At 63.2% G+C, this 19,609-nt stretch carries 12 protein-coding genes; all 12 read right to left on the bottom strand.

From position 1 onward, the window contains the following. Positions 1 to 32: 32 nt before the first annotated feature. The 12 genes from A3AY_RS0122630 to A3AY_RS0122570 all read right to left on the bottom strand — a co-directional run bounded on the left by A3AY_RS0122630 (position 33) and on the right by A3AY_RS0122570 (position 19,607). Positions 33 to 1,106 carry a DUF2332 domain-containing protein gene (locus tag A3AY_RS0122630; RefSeq protein ID WP_018327967.1) on the bottom strand — a complete coding sequence of 358 codons (1,074 nt, stop codon included), beginning with the start codon at positions 1,104 to 1,106 and terminating at the stop codon, positions 33 to 35. Further along, positions 1,099 to 1,587, bottom strand: coding sequence for a MaoC family dehydratase (locus A3AY_RS0122625; protein ID WP_018327966.1), 489 nt, complete (start codon positions 1,585 to 1,587; stop codon positions 1,099 to 1,101). The genes A3AY_RS0122630 and A3AY_RS0122625 overlap by 8 nt, the downstream gene beginning before the upstream one ends. Before the next feature lie 79 nt (positions 1,588 to 1,666). Next, positions 1,667 to 3,640 carry a glycogen debranching protein GlgX gene (glgX, locus tag A3AY_RS0122620; RefSeq protein WP_026203723.1) on the bottom strand — a complete coding sequence of 658 codons (1,974 nt, stop codon included), beginning with the start codon at positions 3,638 to 3,640 and terminating at the stop codon, positions 1,667 to 1,669. A gap of 361 nt (positions 3,641 to 4,001) precedes the next feature. Continuing rightward, the gene (locus A3AY_RS0122615) at positions 4,002 to 4,481 is read right to left on the bottom strand and encodes a chemotaxis protein CheW (protein WP_018327964.1); all 480 of its coding nucleotides are present in this window, start codon (positions 4,479 to 4,481) and stop codon (positions 4,002 to 4,004) included. Next, positions 4,481 to 6,271 carry a methyl-accepting chemotaxis protein gene (locus tag A3AY_RS0122610; RefSeq protein ID WP_018327963.1) on the bottom strand — a complete coding sequence of 597 codons (1,791 nt, stop codon included), beginning with the start codon at positions 6,269 to 6,271 and terminating at the stop codon, positions 4,481 to 4,483. The genes A3AY_RS0122615 and A3AY_RS0122610 overlap by 1 nt, the downstream gene beginning before the upstream one ends. A 361-nt stretch (positions 6,272 to 6,632) precedes the next feature. Then, positions 6,633 to 8,261: an alpha-D-glucose phosphate-specific phosphoglucomutase gene (locus tag A3AY_RS0122605; protein WP_018327962.1), complete on the bottom strand. Its 1,629-nt coding sequence runs from the start codon at positions 8,259 to 8,261 to the stop codon at positions 6,633 to 6,635. A gap of 6 nt (positions 8,262 to 8,267) precedes the next feature. Beyond that, positions 8,268 to 9,707, bottom strand: coding sequence for a glycogen synthase GlgA (glgA, locus tag A3AY_RS0122600; protein ID WP_018327961.1), 1,440 nt, complete (start codon positions 9,705 to 9,707; stop codon positions 8,268 to 8,270). 3 nt (positions 9,708 to 9,710) lie between these two features. Next, positions 9,711 to 10,970, bottom strand: coding sequence for a glucose-1-phosphate adenylyltransferase (gene glgC / locus A3AY_RS0122595; protein ID WP_018327960.1), 1,260 nt, complete (start codon positions 10,968 to 10,970; stop codon positions 9,711 to 9,713). A 123-nt stretch (positions 10,971 to 11,093) separates the two neighbouring features. Further along, positions 11,094 to 13,304, bottom strand: coding sequence for a 1,4-alpha-glucan branching protein GlgB (glgB, locus tag A3AY_RS0122590; RefSeq protein ID WP_018327959.1), 2,211 nt, complete (start codon positions 13,302 to 13,304; stop codon positions 11,094 to 11,096). Further along, a complete protein-coding gene (locus A3AY_RS0122585) occupies positions 13,301 to 15,766 on the bottom strand; it encodes a glycogen/starch/alpha-glucan phosphorylase (RefSeq protein WP_018327958.1) in 2,466 nt (821 codons plus the stop codon). The genes glgB and A3AY_RS0122585 overlap by 4 nt, the downstream gene beginning before the upstream one ends. A 511-nt stretch (positions 15,767 to 16,277) precedes the next feature. Next, positions 16,278 to 17,156 (bottom strand): transglutaminase family protein, encoded by an 879-nt coding sequence (locus tag A3AY_RS0122575; protein WP_018327956.1) that lies wholly within the window; start codon positions 17,154 to 17,156, stop codon positions 16,278 to 16,280. 36 nt (positions 17,157 to 17,192) lie between these two features. Next, the gene (locus tag A3AY_RS0122570; RefSeq protein ID WP_018327955.1) at positions 17,193 to 19,607 is read right to left on the bottom strand and encodes a circularly permuted type 2 ATP-grasp protein; all 2,415 of its coding nucleotides are present in this window, start codon (positions 19,605 to 19,607) and stop codon (positions 17,193 to 17,195) included. Between the last annotated feature and the right edge of the window lie 2 nt (positions 19,608 to 19,609).

Genomic DNA, 19,609 nt, shown 5'->3' with positions numbered 1-19,609 from the left:
GGCATTGGCCACGATACCGGAGCCAATCGGCCTCAATGCAGGCCGGGCCAGCCGGTCCATTCCACCCAGCGGCCATGAAAATCGGCGCGGCCGATCAGGTGTTTTTCGCCTGGCGGCCAGATCTGCAGGGTCAGCGCGGCGCTGTGTTTCTGGTCATCCGCTTCCATCTGCAGCCGCGCCAGCGGTGCGGCCGGCGTTGCGCGCGCTCCCGCCATGCTGATCAGCGCTTCGCCCTTTTTCTGCAAGGGTTGCGGCAGGTACTGCCAGGCGATGGTGTGATAGATCACATGGACCCGATCTGCGTGAACCTGTCCAAGGCGCTGCTCCAGCCAGTCCACGGCGTCCGCCTTTTCGACGGTCTGGTGACGGGCAGCGGCGATGGCGAGCGCGAGGCGCGTGCGGTCCAGCCGATCGGTCTGGTCGGCCCAGATGTAGGAGAGGAGCCGCAGGGCGTCCTCCTCGCGGGCCGGATCCAGCGGATTGAGGTCGCAGCCGGCGCGGCCGGCGACATGAACCGGCACATCCGGCGGGTTGGGGCCCCTCCATTCCGGCGCGATGACCACCGGCGACGGCCCGGTTGCCCAAGGAAGGGCGCCGAGCCGGTAGGCATAGCGATCCCACTGCAGGTTCAGGCCCGCACTGGCACCGATTTCCGAAAGCACCAGTGGCTTCCCGAACAGGCTGGAAATGACCAGAAAACCGGGGAGAAGGGCGGCGGAGCGGCGGACCTCGTTGGTCTGCGGGGCGGATTTCAGACGATCGATGATGAAGGTCGCATGGGTGCGGCAGGCGTTTTCGACGGCGTTCCAGAGCTCGTCCGGTTCTGCGGTATTCGGCGGGTAGACTTCGGCGAGGGCGCGGTCGAGACCCGCGAGCACCAGGGCATGCAGCGCGCCGGCGAGGCGAAGCGGCACCGAATCGCCACTGGGCGTGGGATCACCCGTCCATGAAAGGATCTTTTCGCCGACCGCATGGCTCGCGGAGAGCCTTTCGGCGGCAAGCGCGCAGAGACTTGCGGTGAAGGGCGAGCCGAGACCCCGGCAGGCACTTGCCTGCTGGGTGAAAGCGAGACGCACCGCCTCATCCGTCGCCGACCGCTCAGGCATCGGCTGGCCGGTCCTTCGGGTCGAACTGGATGATGGTCAGCCAGTTGGCGGTGAGCGCCGGCTTGCGCTCGCCTTCGATGTCGACGGTGACGTCATAGGTGACCATCAGCATGCCGGCGCCGCGGAAGCGGGCTTCGGCCATGGTGAAGCGGCCGCGCACCCTCGCGCCGCACTTCACCGGCGTCATGAAGCGCACCTTGTCGAAGCCGTAATTGATGCCCATGGTCTGCTCGCGCACCTTGGGCAGGCAATTGTAGTTCATCGCCGACAACAGCGAGAGCGACAGGAAGCCGTGCGCGATCGTGCCGCCGAAGGGCGTTTCGGCGGCTGCCCGCACCGGGTCGGTGTGGATGAACTGGTGGTCGTCGGTGGCGTCGGCGAAACCGTCGATGATCTTCTGCGTCACCGTGATCCAGTCGGAAACCCCGATTTCCTTGCCGACCAGATCCTTGACGTCAGACAGCGAAATTTCCTGCGGCATTCTCTTTCCCGATCAAAAACATTCCCCCGCCTTCTATATGCCGCTCTTTTGAAAAACGACAATCAGGCGCGATTGAGGTTCATAAAATTTCGACGTGGAAACCGACGCTGCGCGCCGCGATCATGCCGTTGCCGGCCTCGTGTGCGGGCAGGAGGCTCTGCCACCGGGCGTCCTGCCGCGCAGGCAGATGGAAGGGCTGCGGGGCATGGCTGCGGTTGATCACGACGGCAAGCCGGGTGCTTCGGTTCTGCACGGCGTCGCCGGTGACAAGCACCATCGTCAGGTTGTCGGTCGCGGGGCTTTCCCAATCGCCGACGGTCATCGGCTGGCCGTCGAGCCTCAGCCATTCGACATCGCCGTTTCCGGTGAAGAAGGCGGTGCCGCGGAAAACGTCGAAGCGCCGGCGGATCTGCGACAGGGCGGCGGTGTGGGCGATGAGATGCTCATCGAGTGCGGTCCAGTCGAGCCAGGTGATCTCGTTATCCTGGCAATAGGCGTTGTTGTTGCCGTGCTGGCTGCGGCCGGCCTCGTCGCCGGCCGTCAGCATGACCGTGCCGCGCGTGGCAAACAAGGTCGAGAGCAGGGCCATGACGTCGCGGCGGCGGAAGGCGAGGACCTCCGGATTATCCGTCGCACCCTCGGCACCATTGTTCCAGGAGTGATTTTCGTTGTGGCCGTCGCGATTGTGCTCGCCGTTGGCCTCGTTGTGCTTGCCGGCATAGGAGACGAGATCCATCAGCGTGAAGCCGTCATGGGCGGCGATGAAGTTGACGCTGCGCGTTTCCGTGCCGCCGCCCCGCGAGAAGATGCTGGAGGAGCCGGCCAGCGCGGTTGCCAGATCGCCGACGACGTGCCGGTCGCCCCGCCAGGCGCGGCGCAGGTCGTCACGGGCGCGGTCGTTCCATTCGAGGAAGGGGGCCGGGAAATTGCCGAGCTGATAGCCGCCGGGGCCGATGTCCCAGGGTTCGGCGATCATGATGCGGTCCTTGAGGAGCGGATCGGCCAGCATTTCCGTCAAAAGCGCGGCATCACTGCGGAAGCCGTCCATGTCCCGCCCGAGGATGGAGCCGAGGTCGAAGCGGAAGCCATCGACGCCGGCGGAGCGGACGAAGTGGCGCAGGCTGTCGAGGATCAGGCGGCGCACGACCGGGTGGTCGCAGGCAATCGTATTGCCGCAGCCGGTATCGTTGACGAGTTCGCCGGGCTGCCCTTCGGTGTGGCGGTAATAGGTGGGGTTGTCGAGGCCGCGCATCGAGAGCGTCGCGCCCAGCCGGTCGCTCTCGCCAGAATGGTTGAAGACCAGATCGAGGATGACGCCGATGCCTACCGCATGCAGCGCCGCCACGGTATCACGCAGTTCCGTCATGCCACCGGGCACGAGGCGCGGATCGAGCGCCATGAGGGCGATCGGATTGTAGCCCCAGCCGTTGGTGAGGCCGAGTGGCGGCAAATGGCGCTCGTCGATCCAGGCGGTGATCGGCATGAGCTCGACGGCGGAGACGCCGATGCGTTTCAGGTGGGCGATGACAGCCGGATGCGCCAGCGCTCCGACCGTGCCGCGCAGGCTCGCCGGAATCTCCGGGTGCAGCCGGGTGAAGGGACGGACGGCGACTTCGTAGATCAGGCCGCCGGCCTGGAAAAGCGGTGCAGCCAGTTGCGCCGTCACCGGCGCCGTGACGATCGCCCTCGGCACGAGATCTTCGGTCTCGTCGCCGAACACCGACAGGCGTGGATCGTAGCGGAAGGGGCGGTCGAGCTCGCGGGCATAGGGATCGACCAGCAGCTTGGCGGGATCGAACCACAGGCCCTGATCCGGCGCGTAGGTGCCCCAGGCGCGAAAACCGTAGCGCGTACCGGCCGGGGCATCGGCGACCGTCAGGCTGTGAACGCCGTCCTCGCCGCGCTGCATCGGCAGGCGGCGCAGTTCGCTCTCGCCGTTTTCATTAAAGAGGCAGAGTTCGATGCCCGCGGCGGACGAGGCGTGGACTGCAAAGACCGTGCCGTCGGCTCCGATGGTGGCGCCGAAGGGAAGGGGAGCAGTCGGAGAAGGCATCGGGTCACCTTGGGATTGGTCTGGCGGCATGAAGAACGAAGATTTGATACCAGCTTGGTTTGCCCCGCGATTTGTCCTTGCTTTGAGCCGCGTTGCAAGCGGATTGTTTTCAGCCTGCCCTCGAGGCGGAAGCGAAGCTCCGGGTACATCCGCGACTTCGTCGCGTCCCCAAGGGCAGGTTGGACATTGCCGCAAATACCTTTGCCCACGCCCGGAAAAGTCCGCCGTGGTTCTCGCCACCCGCCCCGGTCCCGCATCGCGGGGTAGCCGACGACGGAACGGCATCGCACAGGTTTTAAGGCGGGGATGAGCGGGATGGTTTCTTTAACCCCCGCAGAATGCGTCTGATTTAACGGATACTCTAAGCCGCGTAGGCTTGCGTCTCGTCTGCCGGAAACATCCTCGCCAGATTGAGAAAGCAGATCATGCCGTTTTCATGGGTGATGATGCCATCGGAAAAATTTCCGTTGAAGGATGTGACGACATCCGGAATAGGCTGGATCTGGCTGCCATTGACCGTCAAGATATCGGAAACCTGATCCACCAGAAACCCGACGATCATGGTGTGGATCTCTGCCACGACAATCGCGCTGCGTTCGTTCGGTGACGTTGCCGGCATTCCCAGCTTGGTGGCCAGATCGATGACCGGAATGACAAGGCCCCGCAAGTTCATAACGCCAAGCATTTCCCGGGGCGAACGCGGAACCGGCGTCGAGGGTGACCATCCGCGGATTTCGCGGATGGTTCTGGTCATGACGCAGAATTCTTGCCCTTGCAGGCGAAAGGCGATGATTTCCATCTGATCGCCGACGAGACCGGCCAGGTGTTGCGCTTTCGCCATCAGAATTCCTCCCAGCTATCGCCGCCCTTGAGCGCCGCATTGCCGTTGAATGCCTGGACCACCTTGGCCGTCATCTGACGCGCCGGGGATGCGACAGGGCGTGAATGCTGGCTGGCCTGCGCCGGTGCGGTGCGATGTGTCGCGGCTCCCGAGCCGATGTTGAACTCGCCGAGAAGCTGGAACAATTGCTCGGCCTCCCGGGCAAGACTGTGGGCGGCGGCCGTCGTTTCCTCGACCATTGCCGCATTCTGCTGCGTGCCCTGGTCCATCGTGTTGACGGCGGTGTTGATTTCCTTGAGGCCCGTGGCCTGCTCCTTGGAAGCCTCCACGATCGCCCCGACGTTTCCATCCACCTGGACGACCTGGGAGACGATCTGCTGCAAGGCCTTGCCCGTGTCGCCGACCAGCGTGACGCCGCTCTTGACGTGCTCGTTGGAGGCGTTGATCAGTTCCTTGATTTCCTTTGCAGCCTTGGCCGAGCGCTGGGCGAGTTCGCGGACCTCCTGGGCGACGACGGCAAAGCCCTTTCCGGCATCCCCGGCGCGGGCGGCCTCGACCCCGGCATTCAGCGCCAGGAGGTTGGTCTGGAAGGCGATCTCGTCGATAACGCCGATGATGTTGGCAATTTCACCCGCGGACTTCTCGATCTTGCCCATGGCCTCGACGGCCTGACCGACGACATTGCCGGAATGCTCGGCGTTTTCCTTGGTCTTGCGCACCAATTGCCCGGCTTCCTCGGCGCGGTTGCTCGAGTCGGCGACGGTCGTGGTGATTTCCTCGAGCGCCGCGGCGGTCTCCTCCACCGAGGCCGCCTGCTGTTCCGTGCGTTTCGAGAGGTCGTTGGAGGCCGACTGGATCTGCTGGGATGCCGCCGCGATCGCACCGGCATTCTGTGAGATCGTCTGCAACGTGCCGCGCAGCTTCGAGGAGGCGCTGTTGAAGTCGACGCGAAGCTTTTCCAGGGTCGGCAGGAACGGTGTATCGAGCGCCTGCGTCAGGTCGCCATCGGACAGGGCGTTCAGCGCGCTTGCCAGTTGGTCGACATTGCTCACCCGTGTCGTGACGTCGGTGGCGAATTTCACCACCTTGAACACCTTGCCGTTCATGTCGAAAATCGGGTTGTAGGATGCCTGGATATAGACCCGCTTGCCCCCCTTGCCGATCCGCAGGAATTCATCCGCGACAAATTTGCCGGAGGCAAGCCTGGCCCAGAACCCGCGATACTCGTCGCTGTTCGTGTAGCCGGGCTCGCAGAACATCGCGTGGTGCTTGCCTTGAATTTCCGACAGCTGATAGCCCAGCGTGGTCAGGAAATTTTCGTTGGCGGTAAGAATATCGCCCTTCGGTGTGAACTCGATTATCGCCTGGGCGCGGGAAATGGCGTCGAGCTTGCCGCTATCCTCGGCTGCCTTCAGCTTCTGTGCGGTGATATCGGTGGCGAATTTCACGACCTTGTAGGGTTTTCCGCCGCGAAACACCGGATTGTAGGAGGCCTCGATCCAGACTTCGCCGCCATCCCTGCTGATGCGCTTGTATTGCCGGCGATCGAACTCGCCGCGGCCGAGCTTTGCCCAGAAATCGCGGTAGTCCGTGCTTGCGACTTCCGCAGGATCGACGAAAATCCGGTGGTGCTTGCCGACGATCTCCGAAAGCGGATAGCCGAGCGCGCGACAGAAGTTCTCGTTCGCGGTGATGATCGTTCCGTCAAGCTTGAACTCGATGATCGCCTGAGATTTGCTCATCGCCTCCAGTACAGCCTTGGCATCCGAGCCTGCGCCAAATCCCAACATATCGTCCTCCAAAAATCGCCACGGCGTGGAATGCGCGCTCCTCAAATGGTCGCGAACAACTGTGCCTCTCTGACGGGAATGGTGGGTGCCTATACTTAAGAATAAATGAATGTTCTAAGCCTCATGCCTCCATATCGATCAAAATGAATATTTTTTGCTTTTCACGCCAAGGCGAACCACCCCTCTGGGGGGAGGTCAAAGAAGGATGCAATCGCGGGTCGATGCCAGAGGTGCTGCACGGCATCACTCGGCGGACCTCTCCCGTCCGGAAAGCCGATCGAGCGGCTCCCCTTTGCGCGTCAAATATGACGCGCAAAGGGTTCTGTTGACCGGGCGGCGGGAAACGCCGTGCGGCATCCGCTCAGGTAATGACGCTTGGTTCCGTCCGACCCGTCCGCTGCTTGATGCCGGCGATTTCGTCGGCGACGACAATGAGGTCGGCGAGCGCTTCCTGCGTTTCGAAGTGGTGGCGGTCGGCATCCGGTTCGTAGCGTTCGATATAGACGCGCAGCGTCGCACCTGAAGTGCCGGTGCCGGAAAGGCGGAAGACGACGCGCGAGCCACCTTCGAACAGGATACGGATGCCCTGGTTGTTGCTGACCGACTTGTCGACCGGATCGTTATAGGAAAAGTCGTCGGCGGTCTCGACCGTGAGCGCGCCGAAGCTCTTGCCCGGCAGGGTGGCGAGCTGGTCGCGCAGCGCCTGCATCAGGCCGTTTGCGGCATCCGAATCGACCTCTTCATAATCGTGGCGCGAATAATAGTTGCGGCCGTAGGTGGTCCAGTGCTGGCGGGTGATCTCGGCGACGCTTTCCATACGCACGGCAAGGATGTTGAGCCACAAAAGCACCGCCCAGAGGCCGTCCTTCTCGCGCACGTGGTTGGAGCCGGTGCCGGCGCTTTCCTCGCCGCAGATGGTGACCATGCCGGCGTCCATCAGGTTGCCGAAAAACTTCCAGCCGGTCGGGGTTTCGTACATGCCGATGCCGAGTTTTTCGGCGACGCGGTCGGCGGCCGCACTGGTCGGCATCGAACGGGCGATGCCGGCAAGCCCCTTGGAATAGCCCGGGGCACAGGTGGCATTGGCCGCGAGGATGGCGAGGCTGTCTGACGGGGTGATGAAGATGCCCTTGCCGATGATCAGGTTGCGGTCGCCGTCGCCGTCGGAGGCGGCGCCGAAGTCGGGGGCGTCCTCGCCCATCATCTCTTCATAAAGGGCGCGGGCATGGACGAGGTTCGGGTCGGGATGATGACCGCCGAAATCGGGCAGCGGAATGAAGTTGAGCACCGAGCCCTTGGCGGCGCCGAGGCGGTTTTCGAGAATTTCCTTGGCATAGGGGCCGGTCACGGCGCTCATGGCGTCGAAGACGATACGGAAGCCGCTCGACAGGAGACGGCGGATCGCCGGGAAATCGAACAGCTTTTCCATCAGCTCGGCATAGTCGGAGACCGGGTTGATCACCACGACCTCCATTCCGGCCACGTCCTGGCTGCCCTCGATATCGAGATTGACGTTGGGAACATCGACGATCTTGTAGGTGTCGATGGTCTTGGTGCGGGCAAAGATCGCGTCGGTCACCTTTTCCGGGGCCGGGCCGCCATTGCCGATATTGTACTTGATGCCGAAATCCTCGGTCGGGCCGCCGGGATTGTGGCTGGCCGACAGCACGATGCCGCCGAACGCCTTGTATTTGCGGATGACGTTGGAGGCGGCGGGCGTCGACAGGATGCCGCCGCGGCCGACCAGCACGCGGCCGAAGCCGTTGGCGGCCGCCATCTTGATGGCGATCTGGATGACCTCGCGGTTGTAGTAACGGCCGTCGCCGCCGATCACCAGCGTGTCGCCCTTGAAGCCGTCCAGCGAATCGAAGATCGACTGGATGAAATTCTCCGCATAGTTCCTCTGCTCGAAAACCGGCACCTTCTTGCGCAGGCCGGAGGTTCCAGGCTTCTGGTCGAGATAGGGCGTGGTTTGTACGGTGATGATCATAGGGTCTTAGCCTTTCGCAAGAAGACTGGAATAAAGATCGGCATAGCGATGCGCGCTCAAATCCCAGGAGACGTCTGATTTCATGCCTTGGGCCTGGAGGCGGGCCCAGACCTTCGGTTGCCGGTAGGTAGCGAACGCGCGCCGAAGCGCCTGACGCAAGCTTGCAGCAGAAACGGGCGAGAATTGGAAGCCGGTGGCGACGCGTGCCGCAAGCGCTGCCTCGTTGGCGTCGATGATCGTGTCGGCAAGGCCGCCGGTGTGGGCAACGATCGGCACGCAGCCGTAGCGCAGGCCGTAGAGCTGGGTAAGGCCGCAAGGCTCGAAGCGCGAGGGGATGAGGATGGCGTCGGCGCCTGCCTGCATCAGGTGCGACAGCGGCTCGTTATAGCCGGTGACCATGCCAACCCGGCCGGGATGGCGGGCGGCGGCGGTCAGGAAGGCGCTCTCGAGCGCCGCATCGCCGGAGCCGAGCACGGCAAGCTTGCCACCATTCTCGACGATGTCGTCGATCACTTCTGCGAGCACGTCCATGCCCTTCTGCCAGGTGAGCCGGCTGACGACGCAAAAGATCGGGCCGGGCGCATTGTCGAAGCCGAAATGCTCCGACAGGGCCTTGCGGTTGATCTCGCGCTTCTTCAGCGTCGTCGGGCCGTAGTTCGCGGCGATATGCGGGTCGGTCTGCGGGTTCCAGACATCGGTGTCGATGCCGTTGACGATGCCGCTGAGGTGGGAGAGGCGGGCCGTCAGAAGGCCGTCGAAGCCCATGCCGAACTCAGCCGTGAGGATTTCCTGGGCATAGGAGGGGCTGACGGTGGTGATGGCGTTCGCCGTCTGGAGGCCTCCCTTGAGGAAGCCGACATCGCCGAAATACTCGACGAAGTTGACGGAGAAGGCCTCCGGCGGCAAGGCCAGCTGGGGGAAGACCTCCGGGCCGAACTGGCCCTGGAAAGCGATGTTGTGGATGGTGAGCACCACTGGCATGCCATGGGCCGGGCCAAAGCGCATATAGACGGGGGTCAGCGCCGCCTGCCAGTCGTGCACGTGAACCAGGTCCGGCTTCCAGCTCGGCAGCAGTCCCCCGGCGATCTCGGCGGCTGCCAGCGAAAGGGCGGCAAAGCGGCGGAAATTGTCGGTGTAGTCCAGACCGCGCTTGTCGAGATAGGGGCCGCCATCGCGATCGAACAGCTCCGGCGCGTCGAGCACGAGAAGGTCGAGGCCCCGATGATCGACGGCGAGGATCGAGGCCGGATGGCCGAAGAGATTGGTGAAGCCGCCGACCTTCTGCGGCTTCTTGAGCTTCTGCATGACGACCGGATAGCCCGGCATCAGCGTGCGCATGCGCACGCCGTGCGGTTTCAGCGCTGCCGGCAGGGCGCCGGCCACGTCGGCGAGACCCCCTGTCTTGATCAGCGGAAAGACTTCCGATGCGACGGAAAGAACTTCCATGCCTTACAGGTCCAGCTTATCGATCATCGCCTGGGTGATCAGGCAGATGCCGTTTTCCGAGCGGCGGAAGCGCTTGGCGTCGAATTCCGGATCGTCGCCGACGACGAGGCCTTCGGGAATGACGACGCGACTGTCGATGACGACATTCTTCAGCTGCGCATGCCGGCCGATCTTGACGTTGGGCAGGATCACCGCGCCATCGAGGCGGGAGAAGGAATTTACGCGGACGCCGGTGAACAGCATGCTGCGGTTCAATGCCGCGCCGGAAATGATGCAGTCGCCGGAGACGAGCGAAGAGGTTGCCGAGCCGCGGCGATTCTCGTCGTCATGGACGAACTTCGCCGGCGGCTTGATCTCGGCGAAAGTCCAGATCGGCCAGGTGCTGTCGTATATGTCGAGCTCCGGCGTGACATGGGTGAGGTCGATATTGGCCTGCCAGTAGGCGTCGATCGTGCCGACGTCGCGCCAATAGGCCTCGCGCTCGAAATCGGAGCGGACGCAGGACTGGTTGAAACGGTGGGCGACGGCTTTGCCGTGCTGGACGATGTAGGGGATGATGTCCTTGCCGAAATCGCGCGAGGAGGACGGGTCGGCGGCATCGCGGCGCAGCACTTCCATCAGGAATTTGGTGTGGAAGACATAGATGCCCATCGAGGCGAGCGCCATCTCCGGATTGCCGGGAATGCCCGGCGGGTCGGCCGGCTTTTCGACGAAGGCGATGATCTGGTCCTTGTCGTCGACATGCATGACGCCGAAGCCGGTCGCTTCCATGCGCGGCACTTCCAGGCAGCCGATGGTGACGTCGGCGCCGGAATCGACGTGCTGCTGCAGCATCAATTCATAGTCCATCTTGTAGATATGGTCGCCGGCGAGGATGACCATGTATTCGACGCCGTGATCCTCGATGATGTCGATGTTCTGGTAGACCGCGTCGGCGGTGCCTTCGTACCACTGCGTTTCGGACACGCGCTGCGAGGCCGGCAGGATGTCGAAGCTTTCGTTTCGTTCGGGGCGGAAGAAGTTCCAGCCGCGCTGCAGGTGGCGGATCAGCGAATGCGCCTTGTACTGGGTTGCGACGCCGATGCGGCGGATACCGGAATTGAGCGCATTCGACAGCGCGAAGTCGATGATGCGGGCCTTGCCGCCGAAATAGACCGCGGGCTTGGCGCGACGATCAGTCAATTCCTTGAGGCGGCTGCCGCGGCCGCCGGCGAGCACATAGGCCATGGCGTCACGGGCGAGGGGCTGGCTGCGTTTTTCCATTGATTTTTCCTCCCGATAGTATGGTTCCGGAGAGGTCTGCCAATCTCCTCGGACCGGCATAGTCTCCCAATATTCTTGCCTCACACGGCCTGGACAGGCCTTGGGAGCCCGCCTTTGCGTGCGCTAATCCTGCTCCAACATCAGTGTCGCCAGAGGCGGCAGGGTGATGGTGGCCGTTGTGACACCTGCGCTGTTCTTCGTTGCCTGGACGGCGCCTCCGTTGCCTTTGCCGCTGCCGCCATAGATTTCGGCGTCGCTGTTGAGGATTTCCTTCCACCGCCCCTCCACGGGCAGCGGGATGGTGTAGCTCTCCCGGTAGACCGGGGTCAGGTTGGCAACGACGGCGATCAGTTTTTCGCCGGGCGCCTTGCGCAGCCAGGCAAAGACCGAGTTGTCGCGGTCGTCGGCGATCAGCCATTCGAAGCCGTCGCCCTCGCAATCGCGGCCATGCAGTGTGGCCTTGTTGCGATAGGTGCCGTTGAGATCCCGTACCAGCCGGCGCATGCCTTCGTGCAGCGGATATTCGAGCAGGTTCCAGTCGAGCGCGCGGTCTTCCGACCATTCGCGCCACTGGGCGAATTCCTGTCCCATGAACAAGAGCTTCTTGCCCGGATAGCCCCACATGAAGGTGTAGTAGGCGCGCAGATTGGCGAATTTCTGCCAGTCGTCGCCGGCCATCTTGGCGATCAGCGAGCCCTTGCCGTGCACCACCTCGTCATGGGAGAGCGGCAGTACGAAATTCTCGCTGAAGGCATAGAGCAGGCCGAAGGTCAGGTCGTTGTGGTGAAACTTGCGGTGCACCGGTTCGCGCTGGAAATATTGCAGCGTGTCGTGCATGAAGCCCATGTTCCACTTGAAGCCGAAACCGAGGCCTCCGGTATGAACCGGATGCGAGACCTTGGGCCAGGAGGTGGATTCCTCGGCAATGGTGATGATGCCGGGGTGGCTGCCGTAGACTTCCTTGTTCATCGTCTGCAGGAAGCGGACGGCATCGAGATTCTCGTTGCCGCCATATTCGTTCGGCACCCATTCGCCGTGCTTGCGCGAATAGTCGAGGTAAAGCATCGAGGCGACGGCATCGACGCGCAGGCCGTCGAGGTGGAACTTCTCGGCCCAGTAGAGCGCATTGTTGACGAGGTAGGAAAACACCTCGGCGCGGCCGAAATTGTAGATCGCGGTGTTCCAGTCGGGATGATAGCCCTGGCGCGGGTCCTCATGCTCGTAAAGGGCGGTGCCGTCGAACCAGCGCAGCCCGTGGGCGTCGGTCGGGAAATGCGCCGGCACCCAGTCGAGAATGACGCCGATGCCGACCTTGTGGGCACCGTTGACGAAGCGGGCAAAGCCCTCCGGCTCGCCGAAGCGGGCGGTCGGCGAATAGAGCCCGGTCGTCTGGTAGCCCCAGGAGGGATCGAAGGGATATTCGGTGACGGGCAAGAACTCGATATGGGTGAAGCCCATGTCGACGCAATAGGGGATCAGCCGGTCGGCAAGTTCGTCCCAGCTCAGCATCTCGCCATCGTCGCGGCGCTGCCAGGAGCCGGCATGGACCTCGTAGATCGAGATCGGCTGGCGGCGCGCGTCGACGCTTGCCCAATGCGCCCGGTGCGCTGCGTCCTCCCAGGCCTGGTTTATTTCGCCGGTTGTCATCGAGGCGTTCTTCGGGCGCAGTTCCGAGCGCCGGGCGAAGGGGTCGGCCTTCAGCGGCAGCACCTCGCCGTTCTTGCCGACGATCTCGTATTTGTAGATCGCGCCTGCCTGGATATCCGGAACGAAGATTTCCCAGATGCCGGTGTCCTGGCGAAGCCGCATGACGTGGCGCCGGCCATCCCAATTGTTGAAATCGCCAACCACCGAGACACGCCGCGCATTCGGCGCCCAGACGGCAAAGTGAAAGCCATCGGCGCCGTCATGCTTGAGCGGATGCGCGCCCATCTTGTCGAAGAGGCGCAGATGCGAGCCTTCGCGGATGTAATAGTCGTCCATCGGCCCGAGCACGGGGCCGAAGCTGTAGGGATCGGTGACGGTCCACTCGCCGCCCTCGTTGCGGGCCCGGTAGCGGACCGGCTGGATCTTTTTGGTGGCGATCAGGCCTTCGAAGAAGCCGGCATCGTCCCGACGGGCAAGGGCACCGAGCTCCTTGCCGGCCAGTGTCTCGGCTGTCACCGTTTCGGCGCCGGGGATGAAGCAGCGGGCAACGAAGTCCTTGCCCGCCTGATGCACGCCGAGAACGGCGAACGGATTGCTGTGAGTGCCAGCGAGGATCGCCGCAATCTCTTCCGTCGACAGGCTGGCTGGCGGAACGGTAGGCGTGGCGTCGTTCGGCACTGTTGTCATCCGGCTCTCCAGATTTCCCCGGCATATTGCCGGATTGTGCGGTCGGAGGAGAACCAGCCCATCCGCGCGGTGTTGCGGATGGTCTTGGAATACCAGATGGCCGTGTCGGTCCAGATCGCATCAACCTCGCGCTGGGCCTTGGCATAGGCGTCGAAATCGGCCGCCACCATGAACCAGTCGTGATTGTAGATGCCGTCGATCAGCCCGGAGAAGCGGTTGCGATCGTCGGGCGAGAAAACGCCCGAGGCAATCGCCTGCAATGCCTGCGAGAGTTCGCGCGATTGCTCGATGATGGCGCGGGGATTGTGCCCCTCGGCGCGCACCTTGGAGACTTCCTCCGCCGTCATCCCGAAGATCTTGATGTTGTCCGCGCCGACCCAGTCGCGCATTTCGACATTGGCGCCATCCAGCGTTCCGATCGTCAGTGCACCGTTCAACGCGAACTTCATGTTGCCGGTTCCCGACGCTTCCATGCCGGCGGTGGAAATCTGTTCCGACAGGTCGGCAGCGGGCACCATGATCTCGGCGAGCGAGACGTTGTAGTTCGGGATGAAGACGACCTTCAAAAGGCCGCGCACGGCGGGGTCGTTGTTGATCACGCGGGCGACGTCGTTGGCGAGCTTGATGATCAGCTTGGCATTGTGATAGCTCGGCGCCGCCTTGCCGGCGAAGAGTTTCACCCGCGGCACCCAGTCCTTTTCCGGATGAGAGCGGATCTGGTCGTAGAGCGAGATCGCCTCGACGATGTTGAGCAACTGGCGCTTGTACTCGTGGATCCGCTTGATCTGGATGTCGAACATCGCCGACGGATCGAGCCGGATGCCCATGCGGCTTTGCACCAGCTGGGCGAGCTTGACCTTGTTGGCACGCTTGATCGCGGCGAATTTCTCCTGGAAATCGGGCTTGTCGGCGAAGGGATCGAGCGCCTGCAAGGCCTCGGTATTGTCCATGAATTCATCGCCGATGGCGCCGCGAATGAGGGTCACCAGCTCCGGATTGCACTGCATCAGCCAGCGGCGAGGGGTGATGCCGTTGGTCTTGTTGTTGATGCGTTCCGGATAGAGCCGATGCAGGTCGGCGAAGACGGTTTCCTTCATCAGCTCCGTATGGAGGGCCGAGACGCCGTTGATCGAGTGCGAGCCGACAAAGGCGAGATTGCCCATGCGCACCCGGCGGTCGCCGCTCTCGTCGATCAGGGAAATGTTTTGGACTTCCCGGTCGCTGTGGGCCTTCTGCTTGCGGGCCTCGAGCAGGATCTTGGCGTTGATCGCATAGACGATCTGCATGTGGCGCGGCAGAAGCCGCTCGAACAGTGGCACCGGCCAGGTTTCCAGCGCTTCGGGCAGCAGCGTGTGGTTGGTGTAGGAGAAGGTATGGCGGGCGATATCCCAGGCCGCTTCGAAATCCATGCCGTGGACGTCGGTCAGCAGGCGAACGAGCTCGGCAACCGACACCGCCGGGTGCGTGTCGTTGAGCTGAATGGCGACCTTGTCCGGCAGGGAGGTGAAGTCGGGATATTGCTGAAGATGACGGCGCAGGATGTCCTGCAGCGAGGCGGAGGAGAAGAAGAATTCCTGGCGCAGGCGTAGCTCCTGGCCGGCCGGGGTGGCATCGGCCGGATAAAGCACGCGGGCGAGGCTTTCGGCCTTGTTGCTTTCGCGCAGAGCGCCGATGTGGTCGCCGGCATTGAAGGCGTCGAGCAGGATCGGATCGATCGGATGGGCGGTCCAAAGCCGCAGCGTGTTGACGCGCTTGGCGCGCCAGCCGACCACCGGCGTGTCGCAGGCGGTGGCGATGACGCGCTCGGCCGGTTTCCAGACGTAGCGGGTCACTTCCTCATCGACATTGACGGTTTCGACCGAACCGCCGAAGCCTATTTCATAGGAACTTTCGCGGCGCTCGAATTCCCAGGGATTGCCGTGCGCAAGCCAGGTTTCCGGCAGTTCGACCTGCCAGCCGTCGGCCATTTGCTGGCGGAAGAGGCCGTGGACGTAACGGATGCCGTAGCCATAGGCCGGGATGTCGACGGTCGCCATGGATTCCATGAAACAGGCGGCGAGACGGCCCAGACCGCCATTGCCGAGCGCTGCATCGGGCTCCAGCGTCGCGATGACGTCGAGATCGACGCCAAAGGAGGCGAGCGCGTCGCGCAGTTCGTCCATCAGGCCGATATTGGTGACGGCGTCGCGCATCAGGCGGCCGATCAGGAATTCGAGCGATAGATAGTAAACGCGCTTGGCATTGGTGGAATAGGTCTTGCGCGTCGATTCCATCCAGTTGTCGGTGATGCGGTCGCGCACGACCAGGATCGCGGCCGTCAGCCAGTCATGCGGCTTGGCGACTTTCGGATCCTTGCCGATGCGGTAGGTCAGGCGCTCGATAATTTCCTTGGCGAGAACTTCGGAGTTCGAGGCCCGGGGGGCGGCACTCGGAATCTTTTCGTTGTGCAAACGATCGATCATGAAAAAGGCTTACCCTCTCTTGCGGTTTGGGAGACCGGAGGCGAACACCAACGGGGCATATCAGCGATTTATGCACCGATACGAAGCGCTTGCAATAGCGTTTTCAATAAGATGAAAATTGAATCCAGCGGCGCGGTATGGGCGGTTTCAAGCCGCGGCAGGCCGACGAAGCGACCCTGCGGCGCGGCGCGGCGGTCGCTCCATACGGTTCGAACTGTCGCCGGCAGCGGGGCTGCATCGCCTCCGCACCCGGTGAATTGCCACGCAAAAATGGCCCGGTCCTGTCCAAGGCTGGGAGCCGCAGCGGCCATCTTTTCAAGGGGATGGCCCGACGGGCTTGGGCGCTCTATCGCGAGTTACTTTACGAGGCGTACATATTGTCCGTCGGCGCCGCAGAGAGTCTTACGAGCTTGTTCAAATCATTCGTCGGAATTGATTGGAGTTTTATGGTGCCTGCAAATGCAGGGCGTCGAGGGGGCTGCGGTGTGCGAAAGAGGGACGCCAGCGGGGATCATTGCAACGGAATGACATCCACGGCCTGCTCCGTCTTGTGCGATCCGTAGCTTTTCAACACGCCAATGACGGGTGCAACGTCGCTGTAGTCGCGGCCGTGGCCGACGACGATGTGATCCAGTCCGGCAGCAATATTGTTGGTGGGGTCGAGTTCCATCCATCCGGTGGTGCTTCCGCACCAGAAACGCACCCACGCATGCATGGCATCGGCGCCTTCGAGACGTTCCTTGCCCGGCGGCGGGATGGTGCGCAGGAAGCCGCTGACATAGCCGGCGGGTATGCCGAGGCTGCGCAGCGCGGTGATCATCACATGGGTGAAATCCTGGCAGACGCCACGCTTCAGCTTGAAGGCCTCGCGCGGTGTCGTATCGACGGTCGTCGCCTTCGGGTCGTAGGTGAAGTCCTTGTGGATCTGGTCGCAGATGGCGGTGGCGATCTGGCGGATCGTCATGCCCGGCTTGGCAATGGCCTGGGCATAGGAGGCGATCGCCGTATCCTCGGGCAGGCGCGGGCTGGCGCCGAGGAAATGGTGCGGCGAATCGGCGTCCAGCGACCAGACGTCGCCGATCTCTGCCGGAAAGGCCGCAAGGTCCGGCGAAAAATCGGCGGTCAATGGCTGGGGCTCGAGCTGGACCCGCGCCTGCATGCGGATCACCAGCTTTTCATGCTGTTTGCGAAACAGGATCGACGTCGAGGGATTGCCGAAGAAATCGCCGCTATCCCGGCGCTCCTCCGGCGTCGGCGTGCAGGTGACCGTGCCCGCCACCAGTCGCTGGCGGTCCTGCAGCGAGACGGGCAGCACGCGAACGACATGCCGGCCGCCGGAAACGGGGACTTCGTAGGTATAAGTGATCCGCAGATTGATGTCGTAGAGCATGGAACTCTCAGTTTCGGCACAAGAGGTTTCTCTATCCTATCCGAGATAGGTTTGCGCGAGGATATCGGAGAAACGCCCCAGTTCCTGTTCGAGGCGATTGTAGACCAGAGCGTTCATCGCCTCCGGCGTCATGACGGCAAGACCGGCGTGGAGGCGCATTGCTTCGCGGTAGAAGGGCGACATCTGGCCGTTCGAGAAGGCGTTCGGCAGTTGCTCGACCTCGGTCTTGATCTCGTTCAGCTGGTAGAGGATCGAGCGCGGGTTGAGCGGGTCGAGCGCCAGAAGATCGGTGACGGTGAGGGCTGCGGTATTGACGTTGTAGCGGCGGCGGTGGGTCATGACGCTGTCGCCGATCTCGAGCAGCATGTCATAGGCGCCGTCCGGCGCGTCCTCGCCCGACATATGGCCGAGCAGGCGGGTCATGTGCAGGCCGCGCTCGAGATAGCGGCCGATCGACAGGAAGCGCCAGCCGGTGAAGCGATACATGTTTTCATGGACGAGACCGGCAAAGCCCGCGAGCTTGCGCAACAGGATCGTCATCGCATGCGTGGCGTCGTCGCCGGCCTGCACCGTCGACTGGAACTTGCGCGCGGTCTTGGCGAGATCGTTGAGCGCCAGCCAGCCATCGGCCGAGAAACGGTCGCGGATATTGCTGGCGGAAAACAGGGCGCTGTTGATGTTGGTGACCAGGCTTTCTGGCACGGCCTGCCGGGTGTCGATATCAAGACCCGCCAGATAGTCGGTGATGTCCTTCAGGAGCGGCATCTGGGTATTGGCGGTTTCGGCAAACCGCCCGTGCCAGGCGCGCAGGATGCGCAATGCGCCTTCCGCCCGCTCGATATAGCGGCCGAGCCAGAAGAGGTTGTCGGCCGCTCGGCTCGGCAGACTGCCGGGCATGATGCGGATGAAGCTCTCCTCGGCCGGCAGGAGCGTCATCTGCTCCACCGGCTTCTGGCTGACGATCCAGACATCGGCGGCCGAACCGCCTGCCTGCATGGCGATCGCGGCGGCGTCGGCGCGCGAGCCGATGCGGGCAAAGCCGCCCGGCATCACCTGCCAGCCGTCGCGGGTACGGGCGACGTAAACGCGCAGGCTCATCGGCCGCGGCGTCAGCTTGCCGTTGACCCAGGCGGGCGTGGTCGAGAGGGTCACCACTTCCTGGCCGACGAGCTTCGGGCCGTCGGTCTGCAGCCAATCGGAGACCGACACCTTGGCATTGTCTCGCAACGTCGAACCGAGGACCGAGCGGTCGTTGTCGTCAAAGAAGGGACGCGTCGAATAGGCGGGGCCGATCACCATCTTCTCGATGTTGCCTGCCACCTGATCGCGTTCCGGCTGCTGGCCGCACCACCAGGTGGCGATGCTTGGCAGGATCTGGTCCTCGCCCAGAAGACGGCGGCAGATCTTCGGAAGGAAGGCGAGGAAGGCGCGGGTTTCGACGATGCCGGATCCGAGCGAGTTGACGATCGACACCGAGCCGGAGCGAAGCGCCTCGACCATGCCGGGCGTGCCGATCTGCGAGCGCTGGTTGAGCTCCAGCGGATCGGCGAAGGCGGCGTCGAGGCGGCGCCAGAGCACGCCAACAGGCTTCAGGCCGGCGACGGTGCGCACCATGACGCGGCCATCGATGACGGTCAGATCCTCGCCCTCGAGCAGCATGAAGCCGAGGTAGCGGGCGATGTAGGCATGCTCGAAATAGGTCTCGTTGGCGACACCGGGGGTCAGGACGGCGATGCGGTCGTCGGGATGCTTCTTGCGCGATTGCAGCGTATCGCGGAAGGCGCCGAAGAAGCCGGCAAGGCGATGGACGTGCGTTTCGGCGTAGAGATCGGAAAAGGCGCGGGTGGTCGCCACGCGGTTTTCAAGCGCGAAACCGGCGCCCGAGGGGGCCTCGGTGCGATCCGACAGCACCCACCAATTGCCGTCCGGGCCGCGGCCGATCTCGAAGGAACAGAAATGCAGGAAATGCCCATCGGCCGGCAGTACGCCGACCATCGGGCGCAGGAATTCCGGATTGCCGGCCACCAGCGACGGCGGCAGGAAACCTTCGGCGACAAGCCGGTTGGAACCGTAGATATCGGCGACGATACGCTCCAGCAGCTCGGCGCGCTGGACCAGGCCTTTCGAGACGGCCTGCCACTCGACATCGTCGATCAGGACCGGCACATGCGACAGCGGCCAGCTGCGTTCGGAATTTTCCTTCGTGCCGTAAGCCCGATAGAAGACGCCGGCGTCGCGCAGATAGCGGTCGGCGCGGGCGAAGCGGTTGGCAAGCTCCGTCTCGTCCATGTGGCCGATGGTCGAAAGAAGATGCTGCCAGACCGGCCGGACATTGCCATGCGTATCGAGCATCTCGTCGGCAATGCCGGGAAGGGCGCGATAGCCGAAGGCCGGGTCATTCTCGTCCCGCTTTTGCGCACGCACTGCTTCCGCCGTCTGCTTCTTTGACATCG

It is taken from the genome of Rhizobium giardinii bv. giardinii H152, from assembly GCF_000379605.1.
Classification (GTDB): domain Bacteria; phylum Pseudomonadota; class Alphaproteobacteria; order Rhizobiales; family Rhizobiaceae; genus Pararhizobium; species Pararhizobium giardinii.
Note: the sequence above shows the minus strand (reverse complement) of the source record. Positions and strands in the feature narration are given on the sequence as shown.